Raw genomic sequence first — 21,294 nt, forward strand, 5'->3', positions numbered from 1 at the left:
TCCCAGCGCAGTATCGAACCAACGGAGGAAATGACAATGCGACAGCGAATCATCGCTGCCCTCGCGATCGCGGGTCTGACTGCGACCGGACTGGCGGCCTGCGGCGACGACTCGGGCTCCGGCTCAGGATCCAGCGGTGGCGAGAAGGTCACCATCGGCATCAAGTTCGACCAGCCCGGTATCGGCCTGAAGGAAGGCGCGAACTACACCGGCATGGACGTCGACGTGGCGAACTACGTCGCCAAGGAGCTCGGCTACGGTGACGTCACCTTCAAGGAATCGCCGTCGGCACAGCGCGAGACGCTGCTGCAGAACGGCCAGGTGAAGATGATCTTCGCGAGCTACTCGATCACCGACGCCCGCAAGGAGAAGGTGTCCTTCGCCGGCCCGTACCTGGTGGCCGGCCAGGACCTGCTGGTGAAGTCGGACAACACCGACATCACCGGTCCGGACACGCTGAACGGCAAGAAGCTGTGCTCGGTGACCGGCTCCACGTCGGCGCAGAAGGTCAAGGACAAGTTCGCCAAGACCGTGCAGCTGCAGGAGTACGACACCTACTCCAAGTGTGTCGAGGCCCTCGGCGCCGGTGCGATCGACGCGCTCACCACGGACAACACCATCCTGGCCGGCTACGCCTCGCAGGAAGCCAACAAGGGCAAGTTCAAGGTGGTCGGCAAGACCTTCTCGACCGAGCGGTACGGCGTCGGCCTGAAGAAGGGCGACACCGAGACCTGCACCAAGGTCAACGACGCGCTGAAGAAGATGGTCGACTCCGGCGAGTGGCAGAAGGCCTTCGACAAGAACCTCGGCGCCTCCGGGCTGAAGCTCGACCCGGCGACCAACCCGCCGAAGACGTTCGACGCCTGCGCCTGATCTGACATCGCCGGGGAGGGGCCGCTCGCGCGGTCTCTCCCCGGCGTGCTGATCTCCACCTCGTTCCCAGCAGGAGAAACATGGATGTGATCTCGGAGTTCTTCTCCCAGTACGACGGTCTCGCGGCCTTCCGGACGACGATCTACCTGACGCTGCTGTCGGCGCTGTTCGCGCTCGTGATCGGCACCGGCGTGGCAGTGATGCGAGTCTCGCCGGTCCGGGTGCTGCAGCTGATCGGCACCGCCTACGTGAACATCGTCCGGAACACCCCGCTGACCCTGATCATCGTGTTCTGCAATCTCGGGCTGTTCCTGCAACTCGGTGTCGCGCTGGCGAACAAGGACTCGAGCACCTTCCTCGACGACAACAACTTCCGGCTCGCCGTCCTCGGCCTCTCGGTCTACCACGCGGCTTTCGTCGCCGAGGCGATCCGCAGCGGTGTCAACACGGTTCCGCTGGGTCAGGCCGAGGCTGCCCGGGCCATCGGGCTGCCGTTCCTGAAGACCCTGCGGTACGTCGTACTGCCGCAGGCGTTCCGTGGTGCGATCGCCCCGCTGGGCAACGTCCTGATCGCCCTGACCAAGAACTCGACGGTCGCCTCCGTCATCGGCGTCACCGAAGCGTCCGCGGTGATGAAGGTGATGATCGAGAACCGGCCCGACGTGCTCTTCCTGGTGTTCGGCATCTTCGCGATCGGCTTCGTCATTCTGACGCTCCCGGTCGGCGTGCTGTTCACCTCGATGTCCAAGCGGCTGGCGGTGAAGCGATGAGCGGCAGTGTTCTGTTCGATGCCCCTGGCCCGCGCTCGAAGCGCCTGTACGCCGCGGTCGGCGTGGGCAGCATCGTCGTTCTGCTCCTGGCCCTGTGGTTCGTCATCGACAAGTTCAATGAGAAGGGACAGCTCACCGCGGCGAAGTGGAAGCCGTTCCTGACCGGCGAGATCTGGACCCAGTACCTGATTCCCGGCCTGATCGGCACGCTGACCGCCGCCGCCATCTCGGTCGTCCTGGCGATGATCCTCGGGATCCTGCTCGGCGTCGGGCGGCTGTCCGCCGCGGCCTGGATCCGGTGGCCCTGCAGCGTGGTCGTCGAGTTCTTCCGCGCCGTGCCGGTGCTGCTGATGATGCTGTTCACCTTCGCCCTGTACGCCAAGTACGAACTGTTCCCACCGGAACGGCTCGCGCTGGCCGCCGTCGTCACCGCCCTGATGCTGTACAACGGCGCGGTGGTCGCCGAACTCGTCCGCTCCGGCGTGTACTCCCTGCCGAAGGGACAGAGTGAGGCAGCGCTGGCGATCGGTCTGACCGGCGGCAAGACGATGCGGCTGGTTCTGTTGCCGCAGGCAATCACCGCGATGCTGCCGGCGATCGTCGGCCAGCTGGTGGTGATCCTGAAGGACACCGCGCTCGGCTACATCATCACCTACGAGGAACTGCTCCGGAAGGCAGAGCAGATCGGCAACTACAAGTCGAATCTGCTCCCGGCCCTGATCGTCGTCGGCGCGATCTTCGTGATCGTGAACTACCTGCTCGGCCTGCTCGCCCAGCGGGTCGAGGCCATGATGCGCCGCCGCGGCCGCTCCGCCGGCGGCCCCCTGACCGCCGACCCGACTGATCAGTCCGGCCTCGGCGGCCCGGGCGCGGCCGGCCTCGTGGACGTCGGACAAGCCCCGAACTGAGCACGATTCACCAACGGCCCCGGGACGACATCGTCCCGGGGCCATTCTTTTGCTCACGGCAACGACCAGACCGGCGGATGGTGGGCGGTCACGATCGACATGCACTGCAACTTCAAGTGCACGAAGGAGTACGTGGTCTCGGTCTACAACCGCCGTACCCGTCAGCCCTACTTCTTCCAGACGCTGCCGCCAGCTATCACAAGGTGGTCACCGTGCCCTCGACGCCGCCGAGCGCGCGGGAGTCCGCATGCGTCGACGCCTCCGCCGCGATCTACGGACCCGACGAGGATCCGCTGGACAGCCAACGCACGTACGACTGCTTCCCGATCACGTCACCTTCCTGAGGAGCGGACCATGACTGGACTTCGACGAACAAACGCGGCAACTACGTGTGGGCGAAGGTCACCTACAAGGCCGGCGACTTCTGGGAGAACACGTACCGGGAAGAGCTCGGCTGGTTCCCCTGTAAGAGCTGTAACGGCTAGCTGACGGGGCCCCTCCGGTGCGGAGGGGCCCCGTTGCTCAGCGGAGGGTGTTGAAGGAGTCGCGGATGATGTCGAGGGCTTCGGCGGCTTCTTCTTCGGTGAGGGTCATGGGGGGTGCCATGCGGAGGACGTTGCCGTAGAGGCCGCCCTTGCCGACCAGGAGACCGCGGTTCTTGGTCTCCTGCTGGAGTTTGGCGGTGCTGGCGGCGTCGGGGGTGTTGCCGTCCGGCTTGATGATCTCGGCGGCGAGCATGAGGCCCTTGCCCCGGACGTCGCCCAGCTCGGGGAACTCGTCGGAGATCCCGCGCAGCCCGTCGACCAGCTGGGCGCCGCGCTTGGCCGCGTTCGCCTGCAGGTCCTTGTCGAGCAGGTAGTCGATCGTCGCCTTCGCCGCGCTGGTCGAGATCGGGTTGCCGCCGAACGTCGACAGCGAGTTCGCCTTGACGCTGTCCATCAACTCAGCTTTTGCGACAACCCCGCCGATCGCGAACCCGTTGCCGAGTCCCTTCGCGAACGTCATCGCATCCGGTACGACGTCGTGCGCCTGGATGCCCCAGAAGTGGTCACCGGTCCGGCCCCAACCGGTCTGTACTTCGTCGGAGATGAAGAGGATCCCGTACTCGTCCAGCACTTCCTTGAAGGCGGCGTACAGCCCGTCGGGAGGTGACGAGAACCCGCCGACGCCCTGGATCGGCTCCGCGATCAAGCAGGCGACGTCGCCGGAGGTCGTGGTCTCGATGACGTTCCGCAGGTCGTCGACGCAGACCTTGATGTAGTCGGCGTCCGACAGATCGCGGAACGGGCTGCGGTACCGGTACGCGCCTTGCACGTACTGCACGTTCACCGGCGACAGACTGCTCGCGGACCAGCCGCGGTTGCCGGTGATCGCGACCGTGCCGAACGCGCGGCCGTGGTACGAGTTCCGCATCGCCAGCACCTGGTTGGAGCGGCGGTTCTGGGTGGCGAGCAGCAGGGCCGTCTCGTTCGCCTCGGTGCCGGAGTTGGCGAAGAACACCTTCGCGTCCGGGATCCCCGACAGCTCGGCGATCTGCTCGGCCAGCTCGATCTGCTTCCGGATCAGGTACACCGTCGAGGTGTGCGCGATCCCGGTGCCGAGCTGCTCACGCACCGCGTCCGAGATCTCCGCGATGTCGTACCCGATCGCGTTGGTCAGGATGCCGGCGAAGAAGTCGAGGTACGTGTTGCCCTCACCGTCGGTGACCCGGCGGCCGGAACCTTCCACGATCTCGATCGGCTCCTCGTAGTACAACGCGAGCCAAGCCGGCATGACGGCCTTGTGACGCTCCCAGAGCTCCGCATGTGTCATGGGCCAAGCATTACACCGCATCCGCGATAGTGCAGGTCTATGACGTTAGGGTGCTCTCCGTGACGTTGCCGAGCATCCCGCATGTGGATATCGAGTCCCTGGAGCACTTCGACCGTCTGCTCGCCGCGGGGGCCACGGCGATGGCCGGGTGGCGGGTGCAGTCGGTGGATCTGACTCGGCGTACGGCGGAGATCACCGGGCTGAAGCCGATGGGCTCGGTCTTCCTCGGCTGCGTGCTGGAGGAGAAGGCGGACGCCTGGGTCCGCGACGGCGGCGGACTGGTGTTCCCGGCGATCCCGGCACTCCCCTTCGATGCCTACCGCGGGCGCCTGTACGACGCCGATGAGCTGTACGCCGGCCTCGAGCACGGGTACGACGCCACGCCGGACGCCCGCATCTACGCCTGGTCGCGCCAGCAGGACGAGAAGGGCGACACCAGCCGCACCCTGGCCGCTGCCCTCCACGACCACGCCATCGCGGACGCCCTCACCGAACTACCCGACGACAAGCCCTGGGTCGGCGTGATGGGCGGCCACGGCGTACTGCGTGGCACCGACGACTACCGCTCCGCCGTACTGCTCGGCCGTGCGCTCTCCCGCGCCGGCCGCGTGGTCGTGACCGGCGGCGGTCCGGGCGCGATGGAGGCCGCCAACCTCGGCGCGTCGCTGGCGTCGTACGACGATGCCGCCGTCGACGATGCTCTCGCCGAGCTGGCCGCCGTACCGTCGTTCCGCCCGTCGATCGGCGCGTGGGCGTCCACGGCCCTCGCCGTCCGGGCGCAGTACCCCGGCGACGGCGGGGTGTCGATCCCGACCTGGTTCTACGGTCACGAGCCGCCGAACGTGTTCGCCTCGGCGATCGCGAAGTACTTCTCGAACGCCCAGCGCGAGGACGTTCTCCTCGGCCGCGCCCACGGCGGCATCGTCTACCTGACCGGCGCCGCCGGCACCGTCCAGGAGATCTTCCAGGCCGTCACCCCGAACTACTACGGTGACGCGGCGACCCATATCCCGCTGATCCTGGTAGGCACCGACTACTGGACCACCCAGCTGCCCGTCTGGTCGCTCCTGCAGGCCCTAGCAGCTGACCACGCGATGCCGATCCACCTCGTGGAGACCATCGACGAGGCCGCCGGCCTGGTCAGCTGACTCGCTGTGGCTTGAACTGCATCCGCGGGTTGGCGTAGGCGTCCTGCGACTCGACCAGCTGCAGCTCGCGCTCGCCGGACTCGTGGGTGCGGGTGAGCAGGTCGAACACGCTCGACGTCGTACGTGCGAGAGCCTCTGCGAGATCGCCCGTACTGCGGTAGTGCGCCGTGAAGAGCGCGGCCGTCACGTCGCCCGAGCCGTTCGCCTTCATCGGGATGTGCGGCGTCTGCACGAGCCATGCGCCGCTGTCGTCGACGGCCAGCATCTCGATCGTGCCGTCCTCGCAGTCGGGGCGCTCGACGCTGGTGACCAGCACCGTACGCGGGCCGGTCGCCCGCACCAGCTCCACCGAGGCCAGCGTGGACTCGAGCGTGTCCGGCTCGGTGTCGGTCAGGAAGCCCAGCTCGAACTGGTTCGGCGTGATGATGTCGGCCGCCGGCACCACTCGGTCGCGCAGCAACACCGGGATGGCAGGCGCGACGAAGCACCCGGACTTGGCGTTGCCCATCACCGGGTCGCAGGAGTACACGGCGGCCGGATTGGCCGCCTTGACCCGCTCCACCGCCTCGAGGATCACGTCGGCGATCCCCTCGCCGCCCTGGTAGCCCGAGAGCACCACGTCGATCTGCGGAAGAACACCGCGGTCCTCGATTCCCAGGAGAACCTCGCGTACGTCGTCCGGGCTGATCATCGGCCCACGCCACGCGCCGTACCCGGTGTGGTTCGAGAAGTTCACCGTGTACACCGGCAGCACCTCGACCCCGATCCGCTGCAATGGAAACACAGCCGCCGAGTTACCCACATGCCCATACGCAACAGCCGACTGAATCGAAAGGATCTTCACCCCCCGATCATCCCATCCAGCCTGTTCCGTCCTCATCGGCGACTAGAACGACCATGCGCCCAGTCTGTCGACTACTTGCTGGCGGCGGCGAGTTGGCCGCAGGCGCCGTCGATTTCTTGGCCGCGGGTGTCGCGGACGGTGGTGGGGATGCCGGCGGCCTCGAGGCGGCGGACGAACTCGCGCTCGTCGGCCGGGTCGGAGGCGGTCCACTTCGAGCCGGGGGTCGGGTTGAGCGGGATCAGGTTGACGTGCACCCAGCCCCAGTCGCCGCGCGCGTTGAGCTTCTCCGCGAGCAGGTCGGCCCGCCAGGCGTGGTCGTTGATGTCGCGGATCATCGCGTACTCGATCGAGACGCGCCGCTTGGTCTGCCGCGCGTACCCCCAGGCCGCGTCGAGGACCTCGTCGACCTTCCAGCGGTTGTTGATCGGCACGAGCTCGTCGCGCAGCTCGTCGTCCGGCGCGTGCAGCGACAGCGCGAGCGTGACGGGGATCCCCTCGGTCGCGAGCTGGTTGATCCGCGGCACCAGCCCGACCGTCGACACCGTCACACCCCGAGCCGAGATCCCCAGCCCCTCGGGCGACGGATCGGTGAACCGGCGTACGGCGCCCATCACGGCCTTGTAGTTGGCCATCGGCTCGCCCATACCCATGAAGACGATGTTGTTGACCCGGCCCGGCCCGCCGGCGATCTCGCCGCGCGACAGCGCCCGCGCACCGTCGACGACCTGCTCGACGATCTCGGCGGTCGACATGTTTCGCGTGAGGCCGCCCTGGCCGGTCGCGCAGAACGGGCAGGCCATCCCGCAGCCGGCCTGGCTCGAGACACACATGGTGGTGCGACCTGGGTACCGCATCAGGACGGACTCGACCAGCGAGCCGTCGAGCAGCTTCCACAGCGTCTTCCGGGTCTCCCCGTTATCGCACTCGAGGTCGCGGACGCGGGTCAGCAGCGGCGGCATCAGGTCGGCGACCAGCTTGTCGCGAGTCGCGGCCGGCAGGTCGGTCATCTCGGCCGGGTCGGACACCAGCCGGGAGAAGTAGTGGTTGGACAGCTGGTTGGCCCGGAACGCGGGCTCACCCAGCGCGGCAACCGCAGTACGGCGCTCCTCCCCCGTGAGGTCGGCCAGGTGCCGCGGCGGCTTCTTGGCGCGGCGCGGCTCATCGAACACAAGGGGAAGGGAGGTAGTCATAACCGATCTATTGTCGCAAGGCCGGTCAACCGTTCACAAATTCACATCCCATGACCCGCGTCACCAGCGGGCTTGCGGTCGGAGTGGCCGAGCTTGCGGTCCGGGGCGATCCGGTCCCGCACCATCTGCTTGAGCAGCGGAATCTCGGCGAACCCGCCCTCCGCCTTCCGCGACCACAGCAGCTCCCCGTCCAGGCTGATGTCGAACACCCCACCGGTCCCTGGGACCAGCGCCACCTCGCCCAGCTCCTGGGGGAACGTGGTCAGCAGCTCCTGAGCAGTCCAGGCCGCCCGCATCAACCACCGGCACTGCGTGCAGTACTCGATCTCCAACCGCGGTTCCCTCGTCACGGCGAACAAGGTATCTCGCCGTGACGAGGGACAGGTGCAGTCAGGCCGAGTAGCCCTTCGGCGGGATGAGGGTGGCGAGCTGGTTGAACGTCAGCCAGTACGTCGCAGTCGGTGCGAATCCGGCTGGGTCCGCGATCAGTACGGTCTGGTCGCTGTCGTCGTACCCGATCACCGTGAAGTAGTGGTAGATCGTGTAGTTCGGGTAGCCCGGCGGGTGGTTGCTGGCCGGGGCAACGATGTTGGCGACGATCGGGTAGTTGTTGTTGATGTCGAGGACGACGTCCCGCCAGAGCAGGTCACGCTGCGCCTGGGTGGGCGGGTCGTTCGGCATCTCCTTCGTCTCGTACCAGCCGGTGCCGACGTGGTTGTTGAGCACGCGGGTGACCTGGCCGATCCAGTCGGTTCCGTTGGTCGTGGTCGGCAGCTCGTTGGCCAGCTGCTGCTGGCTCGGCGGCGAGATCCGGGCCGAGAGCGCGATCCGGGTCGCGGCCGGGCCGCACCAGTAACCGGTCTGCTGGTACTGGAAGTCGATGTTCAGCGTCCTGACGGTCTGCGTCGAGAAGCCGAGCTTCGGCACCGGCTTGGTCGCGGCAGCTGCCTCCGCCGAAACGGTCGGGGACGGGGCAGGTGCTGCGGCGGCGGGTGCTGCAGTGGCGGGGGCCGCGGCCAGCGGGAGGGCTGCGGCGGCAATCAGGGCGAGACCGCACAGGGCGGCCTTGAACTTCGTCGTGGGGGTCATGTCAGCTCCTCACTGGACGACCGGGGCGGATCGTCCTGTGTTTGATACTGACACAGGTTGTGGCAGTGCGGTGAAAAAATCACCAACCCTTTCCAGCTCAGTGGAAAGGCTCGATGATCTCCCGTACCAGCCAGCGCACGGCGTGGTCCGGGTACGGGCGCGGCAGCGACAGCACGATGTGGTGGAACCCCAGCCCGACCGCTCGTTGCACGATCGCCCGCGTATCGGCCGGGTCGTCGTACGAGACGATCTGCTGCAGCGATCGGCTGAGCGTCGCCGGGTCCCGTCCGATCCGGTCGCATTCCGCATCCAATCGGCGTACCCGATCAGTGAGGGTGTCGAAGTCGGTGTGCGGCGGACCGCTGATGTTCCAGACGTCGGCGTACTGCGCGACCAGGCGGAGCATCCGGTTGCCCCAGCCGCCGATCAGGAGCGGTGGCCCCGCGGGCTGGATCGGCTTGGGCTCGTTGCGGTTGCGCTCGAGCTGGTAGTAGCGGCCGTGGAAGTCGAACTCGTCCTCGGTCCACATCCGGCGCAGGATCTCGATGGTCTCGCGGAGCCGGTCGACGCCCTCCCCCGGCGGTACGAGCGTCAGCCCGTAGGCGGCGTACTCCTCGATCGCGGGATTCGGGCCTGCGATGCCGCTCAGGCCGGCCGGTTGATGGGTGCCGCCGGCACCGAGGCCCATGATCAGCCGGCCATTGGAGATCACGTCGAGCGTGCTGGCGATCTTGCCGAGGACGGCCGGCAGGCGGATCCGGTTGCTCGTGACGAGCAGGCCGAGGCGGAGCCGGGTGGTCTGTGCGGCCAGCGCGGTGAGCAGGGTCCAGCCCTCGAGGACCTCGCCGTTCTTCGGGCCGGCCAGCGGGAGGAAGTGGTCCCACAGCCAGGCGTCGCGGATCTGTGGGGTTTCGTCCGCCTCGAGCCAGACGCGGCGGATATCGGCGTACGGGACGTGCATCGGGGTGGTCTTGAGACCGAAGGTCAATTCCATAATCGTCAGGGTAACTGATGATCAGTCTTCCTGACGATCAGTTGCCCGGTAGATTTGACGGTATGGCGTCCGACCGGCTGGGGTATCTGCTCAAACACGTCCAGGCGAAGCTGACCGAGCTTCAGACCAAGGCGCTGGCTCCGCACGGTCTGAACGGTCGTGATCTGGCGGTCCTGTCCGCGATCGTGTCCGGCGAGCCGCTCTCCCAGCTCGAGGTCGCGGCCCGGCTGCGGGTGGACCGGACGTCGATCGGCGATCTGCTGGACGGGCTGGAGGAGCGTGGATTCGTCGAGCGCCGGCGCAGTCCGGAGGACCGGCGGCGGAATGTCGTCGTACTGACGGCTCTTGGTCAGTCGACCTTCGAGACGGCGGAGCGGATCCGGCTGGAGGTCGAGCGCGAGTTCCTCGCTCCCCTGGCGGCGCCGGAGCGTTTCCGGGACGACCTGCAGTTGCTGCTCGGGGAATGAGGGCTCCTGCGGACCCGTTGGACTGAATATGCTCTCCGTCCCGCTGTCAGTCCTGGACCGTTCTCGGACGCGCGTAGGCGAGACGGAGCCGGAGACGCTGCGGGCGACGGTGGCGTTCGCTCAGCAGGTGGAAGACCTTGGCTATAAGCGTTTCTGGGTGTCGGAGCATCACAGCGTTCCCGGAGTGGTCGGCTCGGCCCCGACTGTCTTGGCTGCGGCGGTTGCTGCTCGCACGTCGCACATCCGCGTCGGCACCGGTGGGGTGATGCTGCCGAACCACAAGCCGCTCGTGGTGGCGGAGCAGTTCGGCGTACTGGAGTCGCTGTACCCGGGCCGCATCGACATGGGCCTCGGGCGCTCGGTTGGCTTCACCAACGGAGTACGGCGTGCGCTCGGCGTCGAGAAGGACGCTGCGGACGACTTCAGCGCACAGGTGGAGGAGCTGCTCGGCTATCTCGTCGGTACGTCGGACGTGCACGCCCGACCAGGCGACGGGCTGCGGATCCCGCCGTTCATCCTGGCCGTCGGCGAAGGCGCGGCGATCGCTGCATCGCTAGGCCTACCTGTGGTGCTGGCTGCTCGCCCTGACTCTGTGGACCTGGTCTCCGAGTACCGGGCGGCCTTCCAGCCGTCAGGGTGGGCACCGGAGCCTTACGTCATCCTCGCCGTCACCGCTGCCGTTGCGGACACCACTGAGGCGGCCCGTCAGCTGTTGTTGCCGGAGGCATGGGCCAGCGCCTACTCACGCACCCGCGGAGTTTTCCCGCCGCTGCAGCCCGACGTGCCTGCGTCCATGAACGCCCGCGAGCAGGAGTTCTTCGAGAACGCATTGCGTGGTCAGTACTACGGAACCTCCGACGAGGTGCACGCCGCGCTCGAGGAGCTCGTGCAGCGCACAGCTGCGGACGAGGTCCTGATCACGACCAACACCTACGACCGGGACGATCTCCTGGCCTCGTTGGCGAAGCTCATCGGTTGATCCGGGCCTCGAGCCGCTTCCGCACATCCGGCCACTCGTCGGCCAGGATCGAGAACACGACCGTGTCGCGGAACGAGCCGTCAGCCATCAGCATGTGCCGCCGCAGTACGCCCTCGCGGGTCGCGCCGAGCTTGGCGATCGCGGCCTGCGAACGGGTGTTCTTCGATCCGGTCTGGATCTTCACGCGGCCGAATCCACACACCTCGAAGGCATGCTCGAGCAGCAACAGCTTGGCCGCCGGGTTGATCGCGGTCCCCCACACGGCCGGCGCATAACCCGTGTAGCCGAGGTGGATCCGCTCGTTCACCAGGTCGACGTCGGCGAGGCTCGACGTACCGACAACCGTGCCGTCGGCAACCGTTCGGACGACGTACGCGAACCGCTTGGCCGCGGCCGGGATCCACTTCGCCCGCATCTCGTCCGCGCTCTTCGGCATCGCAGCGGGACCGCCGGCGAAGCCTCCGGCGTACACCTGCTCGTTCGCGATCGCGGCGTACAACTCGTCGATATCGGTTTCCTGCATCCGATCCAGTCGTACGACGTCGCCGACCAGGGACCGTCCGTCCGGTGCGATCGTCATGCCTTCACCAGCAGGTGCAGCAGCAGCCAGACGACGGGAGCCGTCGCGAGCAGCGAGTCCAACCGATCCATCACCCCTCCGTGGCCGGGCAACAGGTTCGACATGTCCTTGATGCCCAGATCGCGCTTGATCATCGACTCGGCGAGGTCGCCGACCGTTGCGGTCAGTACGGCGACCGCGCCGACGATCGCGCCGACCCACCAGTCGCCGTCCAGCAGGAAGACCACGGCGGCGATACCGGCGCCGATGCACGCCAGCGCCGAGCCGGTGAAACCCTCCCAGGACTTCTTCGGGCTGATCGTCGGCGCCATCGGGTGCTTGCCGAACAGCACGCCCGCGACGTACCCGCCGACGTCACTCGCGACCACGACCGCGAAGAACGTCAGCACCCGCCCCGGGCCGTCCGCGTCCGGCTGGACCAGCAGAATCGCGAATCCCGCCAGCAGCGGGACATAGCCGATCAGGAACACTCCCGCGCTCACGTCGCGGACGAACCCGATCGAACCACCTGGCATCCGCCAGAAGATCGTCCCCAGCACCGTGAGCCCCAGCGCGACCAGCAGCGCCATCGGTCCCCCGAAGTACGCCGCGGTCAGCATCGCCGTAGTACCGGCGAACAGCGGGATCCGCGGGATCGCCGCGCCCCCGGTGCGCAGAGCCTTCATCATCTCGTCCACGGCGACCAGGACGACCGCGAGCACCAGGACGGCGAACAGGACCTTCTGCCAGTACAGCGATCCGAGGATCAGTGCGCCGAGCCCGACTCCCACCGCGATCGCAGCAGGCAGATTGCGCCCGGCACGGCTCGGGTTGGGACTCGGCGCGGGCGTGCTCTCGACGCCCATCACACCTCGAGCAGTTCGGCTTCCTTGTGCTTGAGCAGGTCATCGACCGAGTCGACGTACTTCTTCGTCAACCCGTCGAGCCGCTTCTCAGCACTCTTGCCCTCGTCCTCGCCCGCATCGCCGTCCTTGACCGTCTTGTGCACCTGGTCCATGGCGTGCCGGCGGATGTTGCGGACCGAGACCTTGGCCTCCTCGGCCTTGGTCTTGGCGACCTTGATGTACTCCTTGCGCCGCTCCTCGGTCAGCTGCGGCATCACGACCCGGATCACCGCGCCGTCGTTGCCCGGGTTCACACCCAGGTCGGAGTCGCGGATGGCCTTCTCGATCGCCGTCATCGCACCCTTGTCGTACGGCGAGATCAGCACCGTGCGGGGCTCGGGGACCTGGAAACCGGCCAGCTGCTGCAGCGGCGTCGGGCTGCCGTAGTAGTCGGCCAGGATGCCCGCGAACATCTGCGGGTGCGCACGGCCGGTGCGGATCGCGGCGAAGTCGTCCTTCGCGACCTCCACGGCCTTCGCCATCTTCTGCTCGGCTTCGCGGAGAGCTTCGTCGATCACGACATTCCTCGCTTCCTCTGGGCCGCGTCCATGCGGCCACTCCTACTGCGCCTTGTGACACCCGATCCTAGTGGTACGCCGCCCTGCGCCGGGTTATTGCCCCTGCGAGACGACCGTGCCGATCTTCTCGCCGTGGATCACCCGGGCGATGTTGCCCTCTTCGAGGCCGAAGATCACGATCGGCAGCGCGTTGTCACGGGCCAGGCTGATCGCGGTGGCGTCGGCGACCCGGAGGCCGCGGGCCAGGAAGTCGTCGTACGACAGCTGGTCGAACTTGACCGCGTCCGGGTTCTTCTTCGGGTCGGAGTCGTAGACGCCGTCCACGCCCTGCTTGCCCATCAGCAGCGCCTCGGCGCCGACCTCGAGCGCGCGCTGGGCGGCGACGGTATCGGTGGAGAAGTACGGCATACCGGAGCCGGCGCCGAAGATGACCACGCGGCCCTTCTCCAGGTGCCGCTCGGCCTTGCGCGGGATGTACGGCTCGGCGACCTGGCCCATCGTGATGGCGGTCTGCACCCGGGTCTCGATACCGAGCTTCTCCAGGAAGTCCTGCAGCGCCAGGCAGTTCATCACCGTGCCGAGCATGCCCATGTAGTCGGCGCGGTTGCGCTCCATGCCGCGCTGCTGCAGCTCGGCGCCGCGGAAGAAGTTGCCGCCGCCGACCACCACGGCGACCTGGACACCGGCCCGGGCCACCTCGGCGATCTGCTTGGCGATCGAGTTCACGACATCGGGGTCGACGCCGAGCTTGCCGCCGCCGAACACCTCACCCGACAGCTTGAGCAGCACCCGGTGATAGGCCGGGGCGAACGGCGAAGAGGCCGGATTCGTCTCGGTACCCAGGGTTTCCGTCACGATTCCGGCCTCCTCGTTCGTTGCTGTCCTGTTCAGATCCTCGTCGGGATCAGGCGCCGACCTCGAAGCGGGCGAACCGCTTCACGGTCACGCCGGCCTCGTCGAGCACGGCCTTCACGGACTTCTTGCTCTCGGTCACCGACGGCTGCTCGAGCAGGACGACGTCCTTGAAGAAGCCGTTCACCCGGCCCTCGACGATCTTCGGCAGCGCCTGCTCCGGCTTGCCCTCCTCGCGGGCGGTCGCCTCGGCGATCCGCTTCTCGTTCTCGACCGTCTCGGCCGGGATCTCGTCGCGGGTGGTGTACAGCGGGCGCATCGCGGCGGCCTGCATGGCAGCGCCGCGGGCGGCCTCGACGTTGTCGCCCTCGAACTCGACCAGTACGCCGACCTGGGCCGGCAGGTCCGCGGCACGCTTGTGCATGTACGCGGTCACCTTGCCGTCGAACACGGCCACCCGGCCGAGCTCCAGCTTCTCGCCGATGACGGCAGCCAGGGCCTCGATGTTCTCGGCGACGGACTTGCCGTCGGTCAGCTTCTCGGTCAGCAGGCCCTCGACGTCGCCGACCTTGCTCGCCGAAGCGTGCGCGACGATGTCGGCGGCGAGCTGCTGGAACTGCTCGTTCTTGGCGACGAAGTCGGTCTCGCAGTTGAGCTGGACCAGCGCGTTCTCCGCCGCGGCCACCAGGCCGTTGGTGGCGGACCGCTCGGCGCCACGCTTGGCTGCCTTGGCCGCGCCGTGGATGCGCAGCTCCTCGATCGCCTTCTCGAAGTCGCCGTCGGTGGTCTCGAGCGCCTTCTTCGCGTCCATCATGCCCGCGCCGGTGGCGTCGCGGAGCTTCTTCACGTCAGCGGCGGTGTAGTTCGCCATTCCTCGTTCTCTCGTCTTGTCGATGCGGCTGGATGGGCGGGGCAGGCCCGGTTGCGGACCGTGCGACGCAGCGGGGTGCCGCCCGGCAGGACCGGGCGGCATCCGTGGCTGTCAGGCCTCGTCGGCCTTCGCCTCGGTCGCGGCCGGGGTCTCCTCGGCCTTGGCCTCGGCGGCTTCCGGCGCGGTCTCGATGACGGCGTCGGTCGCGACCGGCTCGGTCAGGACGTCGGCGGCCGGAGCGGCCTCAGCAACCGGAGCGGCCTCAGCAACCGGGGCAGCTTCCGCAACCGGGGCAGCCTCGGCGGCCGGAGCAGCTTCCGCGGCCGGAGCAGCGTCGGCGGCCGGGGCGGCCTCAGCGGCCTTCTCGGTCTTGGCGGTGCCGTTCTGGCTCTCCAGCAGCTCGCGCTCCCAGGCGGCCATCGGCTCCTCCTGGCCCAGCTCCTCGCCGGACGCGGCAGCGCCCTGGCCGGAGCGGCCCATCAGACCGTCGGCGACGGCGTCGGCGACGACCCGGGTCAGCAGGCCGACCGAGCGGATCGCGTCGTCGTTCCCCGGAATCGGGTAGTCGACCTCGTCCGGGTCGCAGTTGGTGTCGAGGATGCCGATGATCGGCAGCTTCAGCTTGCGCGCCTCGTCGACGGCGAGGTGCTCCTTCTTGGTGTCCACGATCCACACGGCGGCCGGAACCCGGGCCATGTCGCGGATACCGCCGAGGGTCTTGAGCAGCTTGTCGTGCTCGCGACGCTTCTGCAGCAGCTCCTTCTTCGTGACACCGGAGGCGGCGACGTCGTCGAAGTCGATGAGCTCGAGCTCCTTGAGGCGCTGGAGCCGCTTGTTCACGGTCTGGAAGTTGGTCAGCATGCCGCCCAGCCAGCGCTGGTTCACGTACGGCATCCCGACGCGGGTCGCCTGCTCGGCGATCGCTTCCTGGGCCTGCTTCTTGGTGCCGACGAACAGGATCGCTCCGCCCGACGCGACCGTGCTGCGAACGAACTCGTACGCGCGGTCGATGTAGGACAGCGACTGCTGCAGGTCGATGATGTAGATGCCGTTGCGCTCGGTGAGGATGTAGCGCTTCATCTTCGGGTTCCAGCGACGGGTCTGGTGCCCGAAGTGCACACCGCTCTCGAGGAGCTGCTTCATGGTTACTACGGCCATGACTGTCTGGTTCTCCTGTCACGCTCGCCGGGGTGCTCGTCCCGGGTCAGCGCGTTGTCTCGGTTGTCTCGCGTCGGATCGGATGATCCGCAGCTCCTGATGCCCGTCGTACGGCTCCGCCCGGATCGCTCCGGGACCGTTGGAACCGCACACTGGTGCGGGCATGCGTAGTCGTCCCACTCACATGGGACGCCACCGGAAGTGTACGTGACCGGCGGCGGGCAACGCGAACCGGCCCTGGGTTATCCACAATCGTGCGATCGAGGGTCCGTGGCCGTCCCCGACGACGGCATCTTCCCTGGCATGAACCTCGCCTTGCTCTCCCTCGCCATCCTGCCCGGTGCCACCTCCGACTGGCCGCTCCAGCCCCGCCCGGAGGTGGTGCACGGCTTCGAACTGCCCGCGAAACCGTGGCTCCCCGGCCACCGCGGCGTCGACCTGGCCGGCCGCCCCGGCCAACCCGTCCTCGCCGCGACTCCCGGCACGATCACGTACGCCGGTCCGCTCGCCGGCCGCGGCGTCATCACGATCACCGCCGGAGCGCGTCGTACGACGTACGAGCCTGTCGTGCCGGCGGTCTCCGTCGGGGCCACCGTTCGTGCCGGGACTGTGATCGGGCGCCTGTCCGCCGCCGGCTCGCACTGCCTGCCGAGGGCCTGCCTGCACTGGGGTCTGCTTCAGGGCAAGCAGTACCTCAACCCGCTGACCCTCGTCCGGAACCGACCGGTCCGACTACTCCCGCTCACCAATCAACAGGCTCAACCTGCCCGCGCTCCATCCCCGGTGCCTTCAGGGCCGCCGTCGCGCGCTGCGGACGTATCCCCTGCCCCGCCCGACAGCAATCAGCGAACGGCGAAGCTCATCATCGCCGCCACCGCGGCCCTCACCCTGACCGCCGGCCTGCTGATCAGACGCGAGTAGGAGTCACCGGCAGATCGGGCAGCACGTGCGCGACCTCGGCTGGCTACGTCCGGCGTCGGCTCGGCCGGTCAGCTGCCGGGGACTCGGGCCTGCCAAGCGTCCTCGTCCTTCGAGCGGCGCTCGACGCCGGCCGGGAGCTTGTTCTTGGCGAGATCGATCAACGTCGTGTTCTCGAGTACGTCGCGCAGGCTCGCGCGAGCCGCGATCCAGACCCGTTGGAGGACCACCGCATGCTCGTTGTAGGAAACGCTCTCCGGCCGCACACCGGAGATACTCACGATCGGACCGTCCACCGCGCGCATCACATCGGCGACGGAGATGTCATTGGGGTCGACGGCCAGCCGCCATCCGCCCGACTGCCCACGCTGGCTGGACAGCACGCCCGCCCGGCGGAGGTCGGCGAGGATGCCCTGCAGGAAGCCATGCGGAATGCCCTGCGCCCGGCTGAGCTCCTCGGCCGACACCACCGAAGGATCGTTGGCCACCCACCGTTGGGTGATCTCGATCAGAGCTCGCAACGCATAGTCAGACTTCGCCGAAACCCGCATGTCCCGCAGTCTGCCGCATTCGGCCGCTCACGCGCCGCATCCCCCGCACAGAGACGCCTGGTCAAGCCCGCGGATGCGCCTGCAGGTAGGCCTTCCGAAGCCGCTCGCTGGAGACATGCGTGTAGACCTGCGTCGTCGCCAGGGACGCATGCCCCAGCAATTCCTGCACGCTCCGCAGATCCGCGCCACCCTCCAGGAGATGCGTGGCCGCCGTATGCCGCAGTCCGTGCGGTGCCAGATCCGGTGCGTCGACGGCCGCGATCCGCTCGTGCACCAACCGTCGTACGGCTCGCTGATCGATCCGCCCACCACGCGCGCCGAGGAAGGCGGCCGGCCCGCTCCCCTCGCGCGCCAGCTTCGGCCGCGCTTCAGCCAGCCAGCGCTCGAGCGTTTCCGCAGCCGGTACGCCGTACGGGACAGACCGTTCCTTGCGGCCCTTACCGAACACCCGGACGACTCGGCGCGACCGGTCGATGTCGTCGACGTCGAGTGCGCACAGCTCGCCGACGCGGATCCCCGTTGCGTACAGGAGCTCCATGATCGTGAGGTCACGCAGCCCGACCGGACTTCCGTCGTCAGCGGCGACGGCTGCGGCGTCGAGGACGGCTCGCGTTTCGGCCTGGCCGAGAACGCCCGGCAGGCTCTTGTGCGGCTTGGGACTGGCGAGCAATGCTCCCGGATCCGTACCGATCCGCTCGGTCCGCTGCGCCCACGCCGTGAACACCCTTGCGGCCGTGGCCCGGCGAGCCATCGTGCTGCGGGATTTCCCCAGACTTTGCTGTTTGGCCAGCCAGGACCGCAGCCCCCGGATGTCCAACCCGCCAAGATCATCGTGACCAAGCCGAATCAAATGTTCGAGTAAATCCGCGACATCCCCGATGTAGGCTCTGACCGAGTGAGTGCTGAGGTCTCTCTCCGCCGTCAGATGCCGTTCGTAGTCAGCCAGTAACTGAGTGAAACCTTCCGGCCAGGAAGGGTTTCCACTGACATCGTCCGGCGCCATGTCTCGACGATGCGTGAGGCGGCCCGGCATCGCAAGCCACCGCGCGGTGACCGGCGAGAGGAGGTCTGGTCGATAACCCGACGGTCGACTACTGTTCGGCCCGATTGCCCTAGTAGCAACGGAGGCACCCCTGACCATGGCCCCCTCAGCGAACGGACAGACCGTAGGCCGGCGCCTGCCGGTCGAGTCGGCGTTCACTCGAGTCGAGGACGCGCGGCATCGTCTGCCGCGCTTGTTCGGTCGTCGCGACCTGGTTGTACTCGGCCTGGGCGTGATGATCGGCTCCGGCATCTTCAGCATCAGCGGCGTCCAGGCGGCCAATGTCGCCGGCCCGGCAGTGATCCTGTCGTTCGTCATCGCCGCGATCGTCTGTGTGCTGGCCGCGGCCTGTTACGCCGAGCTGTCCTCGACGATCCCTGTCTCCGGTAGCGCGTACACCTTCAGTTACGTCACTTTCGGTGAGATGTGGGCCTGGCTGGTCGGTTGGGCGCTCGTGCTCGAACTCGTCACCGCGGCCGCGATCGTCGCCCGGGTCTGGTCGGCGTACTTCCTGGCCACGTTGGACGGATTCGGCGTCACGCTGCCCAGTGGAGTGGCGCAATTCTTCGGTCCCGAGGCCAAGCTCAACCTCGTTGCCCCGTTACTTCTGCTGGTCCTGACCGCGCTGATCGTCACCGGCACAAAGCTTTCGTCCCGGGTGCTGACCGTCGTCGTGATCGCGAAGGTCGCGGTGATCCTGCTCGTGGTGATCGTCGGTGCGGCGCACGTCAACATGGCGAACTACCACCCGTTCGTGCCGCCGGCCAGGGCCGCGCCCGCGACCGCGAGTCCGACGTTGCTGGGCTGGATCCTGGACTCGTCGTTCGGTTCGTTCGGGACGATGGGCATCTTCACCGCCGCCAGCACGATCGTGTTCGCCTACATCGGCTTCGACCTGATCGCGACCGCGTCGGAGGACGCCCGCAGCCCGCGGAAGACTGTCCCGCAAGGGATGCTGCTCGGCGTCGGCGCGGTGACGATCCTCTACATCGCGATGGCCGTCGTCCTGGTCGGCATGCGCCCGTACGGCAAACTCGGCGGAGCCGCGCCGGTCTCCGAGGCGTTAGCCGCCGTCGGAGTCGGGTGGGCCGCAAAAGTGGTCAATCTAGGCGCGTTGCTCGCGCTGATGACCGTGATCATGGTGGTCCTCATCGCGCAGAGCCGCGTCTTGTTCAACATGGGTCGTGACGGTCTGCTGCCGAAGAGCCTCGGCCGCGTCAGCCGGGTGTACTCCTCCCCCGCCCGCGCCGCCGCCTTCGCAGGTCTCGCCGCGCTGGCGCTCACGCTGTACCCGAAGGTCCTCGAGCTCGAGGAGCTGCTGGTCATCGGCGCCCTGTTCTGCTTCGCGTTCTGCGCGGTCGGCGTGCTCACGCTGCGTCGCTCGGAGCCCAACCTGGAGCGCGGCTTCCGGGTGCCGATGGTCCCGCTGATCCCGCTGCTGTCGCTCGCGGCCACGGTGTGGTTGATGCTGAACCTGAAGACCAGCACCTGGACCAAGTTCGGCGTCTGGATGGTCATCGGTATCGCGATCTACGCCCTCTACGGCCGCTGGCACAGTCGCCTCGCCAACGAGGACAGCTGGGACTTCGACCTCGGCGACACCGACCCCGGCACCGGCGGCCTGCAAGCCATCCGCCCCGACCAGGACCGCCCACCCGAGCTACGCGCAATCCGCACCCCACCCGACCAGCAACAACCCCAAAAACCCACCCGCGGCAAACACATGCGCAACTGACCTCCACGCCAGCCCCGCTCAAGTTGCACACCCAGACACCGGCGGGATGGTGCGCTGGAGTCCGTGCGTTATAAGGGGCGTAGGTGCTCGATCAGGACGTTGTGCTGGTTGGTCAGTCGGTTGGCGATCAGGGAGCGATGGCAGGCGGCGGGGTCGAGTTCGACGCAGAGGAGTGCCGCGATTCCGTTGGTTGGTAGGGCTGACACGATCGACGTGAGGTCAGCGTGGTCGAGGATCTCGGTCGTGTAGCGCCGGACGTAGTCGGCGGCTAGCTCGCGACGCGAACGCTTGCCCACCCCTCGCCGATTGTCCTCGGCGTACTGCAGTTCGCGTAGTTCGGTGGTCGGTGCGAGCTCAGGGTGATGTTCGTACGCGATGCGGGCATCAGCGAGAGCCGCCTGCAACCGAAGCGAGTTCGCCCAGGCGTACTCAGGTCCCCGTACGCCACGCCGCTGCCGTACGTCGAGCAGCAGCCGAACGTCGGCGTCCTGCAGTCGCTGCAGGAACGACCCGACGTCGAACTCGTAGACGCCGATCGTCGCCACCTTCACCACCGGGAACCACGCACCGCTGACCGAGGCCAGGACGACACCCGCATTCGCCCGCGTCGTACGGCGCTGCCGTGCCTGACGCCGGGGCCCGTGCTCAGCACCGGAATCATCCGACGGCTGTCCCTTCGAGTTCGACCAGCAGGGTGGGGATCGCGAGTCGGGTCACTCCGAGCATCGTCGTTGGCGGCGCGACCCCGGAAGCACCCAACCGCGATGCCAGCACGGCGTAGTGCTGGAACAGCAGGTCGACGTCGGTGGTGTACACGTTGAGTCGGACGAGATTCGCGAGGGACATGCCGGCGTCTCCGAGTACGGCCTCCAGGTTGTCGAGGCTCAACGCCAATTGCGCTGCCATGTCACCAGCATGCTCGGGCTTTCCGTCGTCGCTCATCGCGGTCTGCCCGGCGCAGTACAGCGTCCGGGTCTGTCCGGAGACGATCTCGCCCTGGTTGTAGCCCAGATCCAGCGACCAGGTCCACGGGTTGACCGTCGTTCGCTCCACAGCCACATCAGCTCCATTCGATTGATCGACAGGCTCGTCCGTCGGCCCAAGCAGCGGG

Annotated in this window: 25 protein-coding genes; 9 read left to right on the forward strand and 16 right to left on the reverse strand. The window is 67.7% G+C overall.

Going from position 1 to position 21,294, the window contains the following annotated elements:
* Positions 1-36 precede the first annotated feature (36 nt).
* The 4 genes from ACQPYH_RS30155 (at position 37) to ACQPYH_RS30170 (ending at position 2,895) form a co-directional block, all read left to right on the forward strand.
* A complete protein-coding gene (locus ACQPYH_RS30155) occupies positions 37-873 on the forward strand; it encodes a glutamate ABC transporter substrate-binding protein (protein WP_432878094.1) in 837 nt (278 codons plus the stop codon).
* An 80-nt stretch (positions 874-953) separates the two neighbouring features.
* Positions 954-1,643 (forward strand): amino acid ABC transporter permease, encoded by a 690-nt coding sequence (locus tag ACQPYH_RS30160; RefSeq protein ID WP_432878097.1) that lies wholly within the window; start codon positions 954-956, stop codon positions 1,641-1,643.
* Complete coding sequence (locus ACQPYH_RS30165; protein WP_432878100.1) at positions 1,640-2,551, forward strand: amino acid ABC transporter permease; 912 nt, start codon at positions 1,640-1,642, stop codon at positions 2,549-2,551. Before ACQPYH_RS30160 ends, ACQPYH_RS30165 begins: the two co-directional genes overlap by 4 nt.
* 212 nt (positions 2,552-2,763) lie before the next feature.
* Positions 2,764-2,895, forward strand: a complete 132-nt coding sequence (locus tag ACQPYH_RS30170) for a hypothetical protein (protein ID WP_432878103.1) — start codon at positions 2,764-2,766, stop codon at positions 2,893-2,895.
* A 178-nt stretch (positions 2,896-3,073) separates the two neighbouring features.
* Here the strand turns inward: ACQPYH_RS30170 and ACQPYH_RS30175 are convergent, their stop codons facing one another.
* Positions 3,074-4,363, reverse strand: coding sequence for an aspartate aminotransferase family protein (locus tag ACQPYH_RS30175; protein ID WP_432878106.1), 1,290 nt, complete (start codon positions 4,361-4,363; stop codon positions 3,074-3,076).
* A gap of 59 nt (positions 4,364-4,422) precedes the next feature.
* Here ACQPYH_RS30175 and ACQPYH_RS30180 point away from each other — a divergent pair, with 59 nt between their 5' ends.
* On the forward strand, positions 4,423-5,511 hold the full coding sequence (locus ACQPYH_RS30180; protein WP_432878109.1) for an LOG family protein: 1,089 nt from the start codon (positions 4,423-4,425) through the stop codon (positions 5,509-5,511).
* Here the strand turns inward: ACQPYH_RS30180 and pdxY are convergent.
* The 5 genes from pdxY to ACQPYH_RS30205 all read right to left on the reverse strand — a co-directional run bounded on the left by pdxY (position 5,504) and on the right by ACQPYH_RS30205 (position 9,628).
* Positions 5,504-6,355, reverse strand: a complete 852-nt coding sequence (pdxY, locus tag ACQPYH_RS30185) for a pyridoxal kinase PdxY (RefSeq protein WP_432878112.1) — start codon at positions 6,353-6,355, stop codon at positions 5,504-5,506. The two genes, ACQPYH_RS30180 and pdxY, sit on opposite strands and share 8 nt — an antisense overlap.
* Before the next feature lie 71 nt (positions 6,356-6,426).
* Positions 6,427-7,545 (reverse strand): 23S rRNA (adenine(2503)-C(2))-methyltransferase RlmN, encoded by a 1,119-nt coding sequence (rlmN, locus tag ACQPYH_RS30190; RefSeq protein WP_432878115.1) that lies wholly within the window; start codon positions 7,543-7,545, stop codon positions 6,427-6,429.
* 41 nt (positions 7,546-7,586) lie between these two features.
* Complete coding sequence (locus ACQPYH_RS30195) at positions 7,587-7,895, reverse strand: SelT/SelW/SelH family protein (RefSeq protein WP_202878035.1); 309 nt, start codon at positions 7,893-7,895, stop codon at positions 7,587-7,589.
* 40 nt (positions 7,896-7,935) lie between these two features.
* Positions 7,936-8,634, reverse strand: a complete 699-nt coding sequence (locus ACQPYH_RS30200; protein ID WP_432878118.1) for a C39 family peptidase — start codon at positions 8,632-8,634, stop codon at positions 7,936-7,938.
* A gap of 97 nt (positions 8,635-8,731) precedes the next feature.
* Positions 8,732-9,628 (reverse strand): LLM class flavin-dependent oxidoreductase, encoded by an 897-nt coding sequence (locus ACQPYH_RS30205; protein WP_432878121.1) that lies wholly within the window; start codon positions 9,626-9,628, stop codon positions 8,732-8,734.
* 62 nt (positions 9,629-9,690) lie between these two features.
* Between ACQPYH_RS30205 and ACQPYH_RS30210 the strand changes: the two genes are divergently transcribed.
* A complete protein-coding gene (locus tag ACQPYH_RS30210; protein ID WP_432878123.1) occupies positions 9,691-10,095 on the forward strand; it encodes a MarR family winged helix-turn-helix transcriptional regulator in 405 nt (134 codons plus the stop codon).
* Positions 10,096-10,123: 28 nt separating this feature from the next.
* Positions 10,124-11,074 carry an LLM class flavin-dependent oxidoreductase gene (locus ACQPYH_RS30215; protein ID WP_432878126.1) on the forward strand — a complete coding sequence of 317 codons (951 nt, stop codon included), beginning with the start codon at positions 10,124-10,126 and terminating at the stop codon, positions 11,072-11,074.
* On the opposite strand, the gene ACQPYH_RS30220 is transcribed toward ACQPYH_RS30215, so the two are convergent.
* The 6 genes from ACQPYH_RS30220 to rpsB all read right to left on the reverse strand — a co-directional run bounded on the left by ACQPYH_RS30220 (position 11,064) and on the right by rpsB (position 15,937).
* Entirely contained in the window at positions 11,064-11,654 is a 591-nt protein-coding gene (locus ACQPYH_RS30220; RefSeq protein ID WP_432878128.1) for a GNAT family N-acetyltransferase, read from the reverse strand. The genes ACQPYH_RS30215 and ACQPYH_RS30220 overlap by 11 nt on opposite strands.
* The gene (locus ACQPYH_RS30225; protein ID WP_432878130.1) at positions 11,651-12,499 is read right to left on the reverse strand and encodes a phosphatidate cytidylyltransferase; all 849 of its coding nucleotides are present in this window, start codon (positions 12,497-12,499) and stop codon (positions 11,651-11,653) included. Before ACQPYH_RS30225 ends, ACQPYH_RS30220 begins: the two co-directional genes overlap by 4 nt.
* Complete coding sequence (gene frr / locus ACQPYH_RS30230; RefSeq protein ID WP_242000918.1) at positions 12,499-13,053, reverse strand: ribosome recycling factor; 555 nt, start codon at positions 13,051-13,053, stop codon at positions 12,499-12,501. Before frr ends, ACQPYH_RS30225 begins: the two co-directional genes overlap by 1 nt.
* A gap of 96 nt (positions 13,054-13,149) precedes the next feature.
* A complete protein-coding gene (gene pyrH, locus ACQPYH_RS30235; RefSeq protein WP_432878132.1) occupies positions 13,150-13,911 on the reverse strand; it encodes a UMP kinase in 762 nt (253 codons plus the stop codon).
* A gap of 49 nt (positions 13,912-13,960) precedes the next feature.
* Positions 13,961-14,779 carry a translation elongation factor Ts gene (tsf, locus tag ACQPYH_RS30240; RefSeq protein ID WP_432878135.1) on the reverse strand — a complete coding sequence of 273 codons (819 nt, stop codon included), beginning with the start codon at positions 14,777-14,779 and terminating at the stop codon, positions 13,961-13,963.
* A 111-nt stretch (positions 14,780-14,890) separates the two neighbouring features.
* Entirely contained in the window at positions 14,891-15,937 is a 1,047-nt protein-coding gene (rpsB, locus tag ACQPYH_RS30245) for a 30S ribosomal protein S2 (RefSeq protein WP_432878137.1), read from the reverse strand.
* 303 nt (positions 15,938-16,240) lie between these two features.
* Here rpsB and ACQPYH_RS30250 point away from each other — a divergent pair, with 303 nt between their 5' ends.
* On the forward strand, positions 16,241-16,858 hold the full coding sequence (locus ACQPYH_RS30250) for a M23 family metallopeptidase (protein ID WP_432878140.1): 618 nt from the start codon (positions 16,241-16,243) through the stop codon (positions 16,856-16,858).
* A gap of 68 nt (positions 16,859-16,926) precedes the next feature.
* Here the strand turns inward: ACQPYH_RS30250 and ACQPYH_RS30255 are convergent, their stop codons facing one another.
* Entirely contained in the window at positions 16,927-17,406 is a 480-nt protein-coding gene (locus ACQPYH_RS30255) for an RrF2 family transcriptional regulator (protein WP_134111615.1), read from the reverse strand.
* A gap of 61 nt (positions 17,407-17,467) precedes the next feature.
* The gene (locus ACQPYH_RS30260; protein ID WP_432878143.1) at positions 17,468-18,409 is read right to left on the reverse strand and encodes a tyrosine recombinase XerC; all 942 of its coding nucleotides are present in this window, start codon (positions 18,407-18,409) and stop codon (positions 17,468-17,470) included.
* 136 nt (positions 18,410-18,545) lie between these two features.
* On the opposite strand from ACQPYH_RS30260, the gene ACQPYH_RS30265 reads away from it, so the two are divergent.
* Positions 18,546-20,183, forward strand: coding sequence for an APC family permease (locus tag ACQPYH_RS30265; protein ID WP_432878145.1), 1,638 nt, complete (start codon positions 18,546-18,548; stop codon positions 20,181-20,183).
* Positions 20,184-20,251: 68 nt separating this feature from the next.
* On the opposite strand, the gene ACQPYH_RS30270 is transcribed toward ACQPYH_RS30265, so the two are convergent.
* Together ACQPYH_RS30270 and ACQPYH_RS30275 are read right to left on the reverse strand one after the other, a co-directional pair.
* Positions 20,252-20,734 (reverse strand): DUF488 family protein, N3 subclade, encoded by a 483-nt coding sequence (locus ACQPYH_RS30270; protein WP_432878147.1) that lies wholly within the window; start codon positions 20,732-20,734, stop codon positions 20,252-20,254.
* 106 nt (positions 20,735-20,840) lie between these two features.
* The gene (locus ACQPYH_RS30275; RefSeq protein ID WP_432894527.1) at positions 20,841-21,236 is read right to left on the reverse strand and encodes a RidA family protein; all 396 of its coding nucleotides are present in this window, start codon (positions 21,234-21,236) and stop codon (positions 20,841-20,843) included.
* Between the last annotated feature and the right edge of the window lie 58 nt (positions 21,237-21,294).

The sequence above is a fragment of the Kribbella sp. CA-245084 genome (genome assembly GCF_050942355.1).
GTDB lineage: Bacteria > Actinomycetota > Actinomycetes > Propionibacteriales > Kribbellaceae > Kribbella.

Coding starts and splice junctions, on each gene's coding strand:
- ACQPYH_RS30200 (WP_432878118.1), bottom strand. CDS start 8,634: ATGACCCCCACGACGAAGTTCAAGGCCGCCCTGTGCGGTCTCGCCCTG.
- ACQPYH_RS30260 (WP_432878143.1), bottom strand. CDS start 18,409: ATGGCGCCGGACGATGTCAGTGGAAACCCTTCCTGGCCGGAAGGTTTC.
- ACQPYH_RS30250 (WP_432878140.1), top strand. CDS start 16,241: ATGAACCTCGCCTTGCTCTCCCTCGCCATCCTGCCCGGTGCCACCTCC.
- ACQPYH_RS30255 (WP_134111615.1), bottom strand. CDS start 17,406: ATGCGGGTTTCGGCGAAGTCTGACTATGCGTTGCGAGCTCTGATCGAG.
- rpsB (WP_432878137.1), bottom strand. CDS start 15,937: ATGGCCGTAGTAACCATGAAGCAGCTCCTCGAGAGCGGTGTGCACTTC.
- ACQPYH_RS30165 (WP_432878100.1), top strand. CDS start 1,640: ATGAGCGGCAGTGTTCTGTTCGATGCCCCTGGCCCGCGCTCGAAGCGC.
- rlmN (WP_432878115.1), bottom strand. CDS start 7,545: ATGACTACCTCCCTTCCCCTTGTGTTCGATGAGCCGCGCCGCGCCAAG.
- ACQPYH_RS30210 (WP_432878123.1), top strand. CDS start 9,691: ATGGCGTCCGACCGGCTGGGGTATCTGCTCAAACACGTCCAGGCGAAG.
- ACQPYH_RS30265 (WP_432878145.1), top strand. CDS start 18,546: ATGGCCCCCTCAGCGAACGGACAGACCGTAGGCCGGCGCCTGCCGGTC.
- ACQPYH_RS30155 (WP_432878094.1), top strand. CDS start 37: ATGCGACAGCGAATCATCGCTGCCCTCGCGATCGCGGGTCTGACTGCG.
- ACQPYH_RS30220 (WP_432878128.1), bottom strand. CDS start 11,654: ATGACGATCGCACCGGACGGACGGTCCCTGGTCGGCGACGTCGTACGA.
- ACQPYH_RS30175 (WP_432878106.1), bottom strand. CDS start 4,363: ATGACACATGCGGAGCTCTGGGAGCGTCACAAGGCCGTCATGCCGGCT.
- ACQPYH_RS30205 (WP_432878121.1), bottom strand. CDS start 9,628: ATGGAATTGACCTTCGGTCTCAAGACCACCCCGATGCACGTCCCGTAC.
- ACQPYH_RS30160 (WP_432878097.1), top strand. CDS start 954: ATGGATGTGATCTCGGAGTTCTTCTCCCAGTACGACGGTCTCGCGGCC.
- ACQPYH_RS30225 (WP_432878130.1), bottom strand. CDS start 12,499: ATGGGCGTCGAGAGCACGCCCGCGCCGAGTCCCAACCCGAGCCGTGCC.
- tsf (WP_432878135.1), bottom strand. CDS start 14,779: ATGGCGAACTACACCGCCGCTGACGTGAAGAAGCTCCGCGACGCCACC.
- ACQPYH_RS30215 (WP_432878126.1), top strand. CDS start 10,124: ATGCTCTCCGTCCCGCTGTCAGTCCTGGACCGTTCTCGGACGCGCGTA.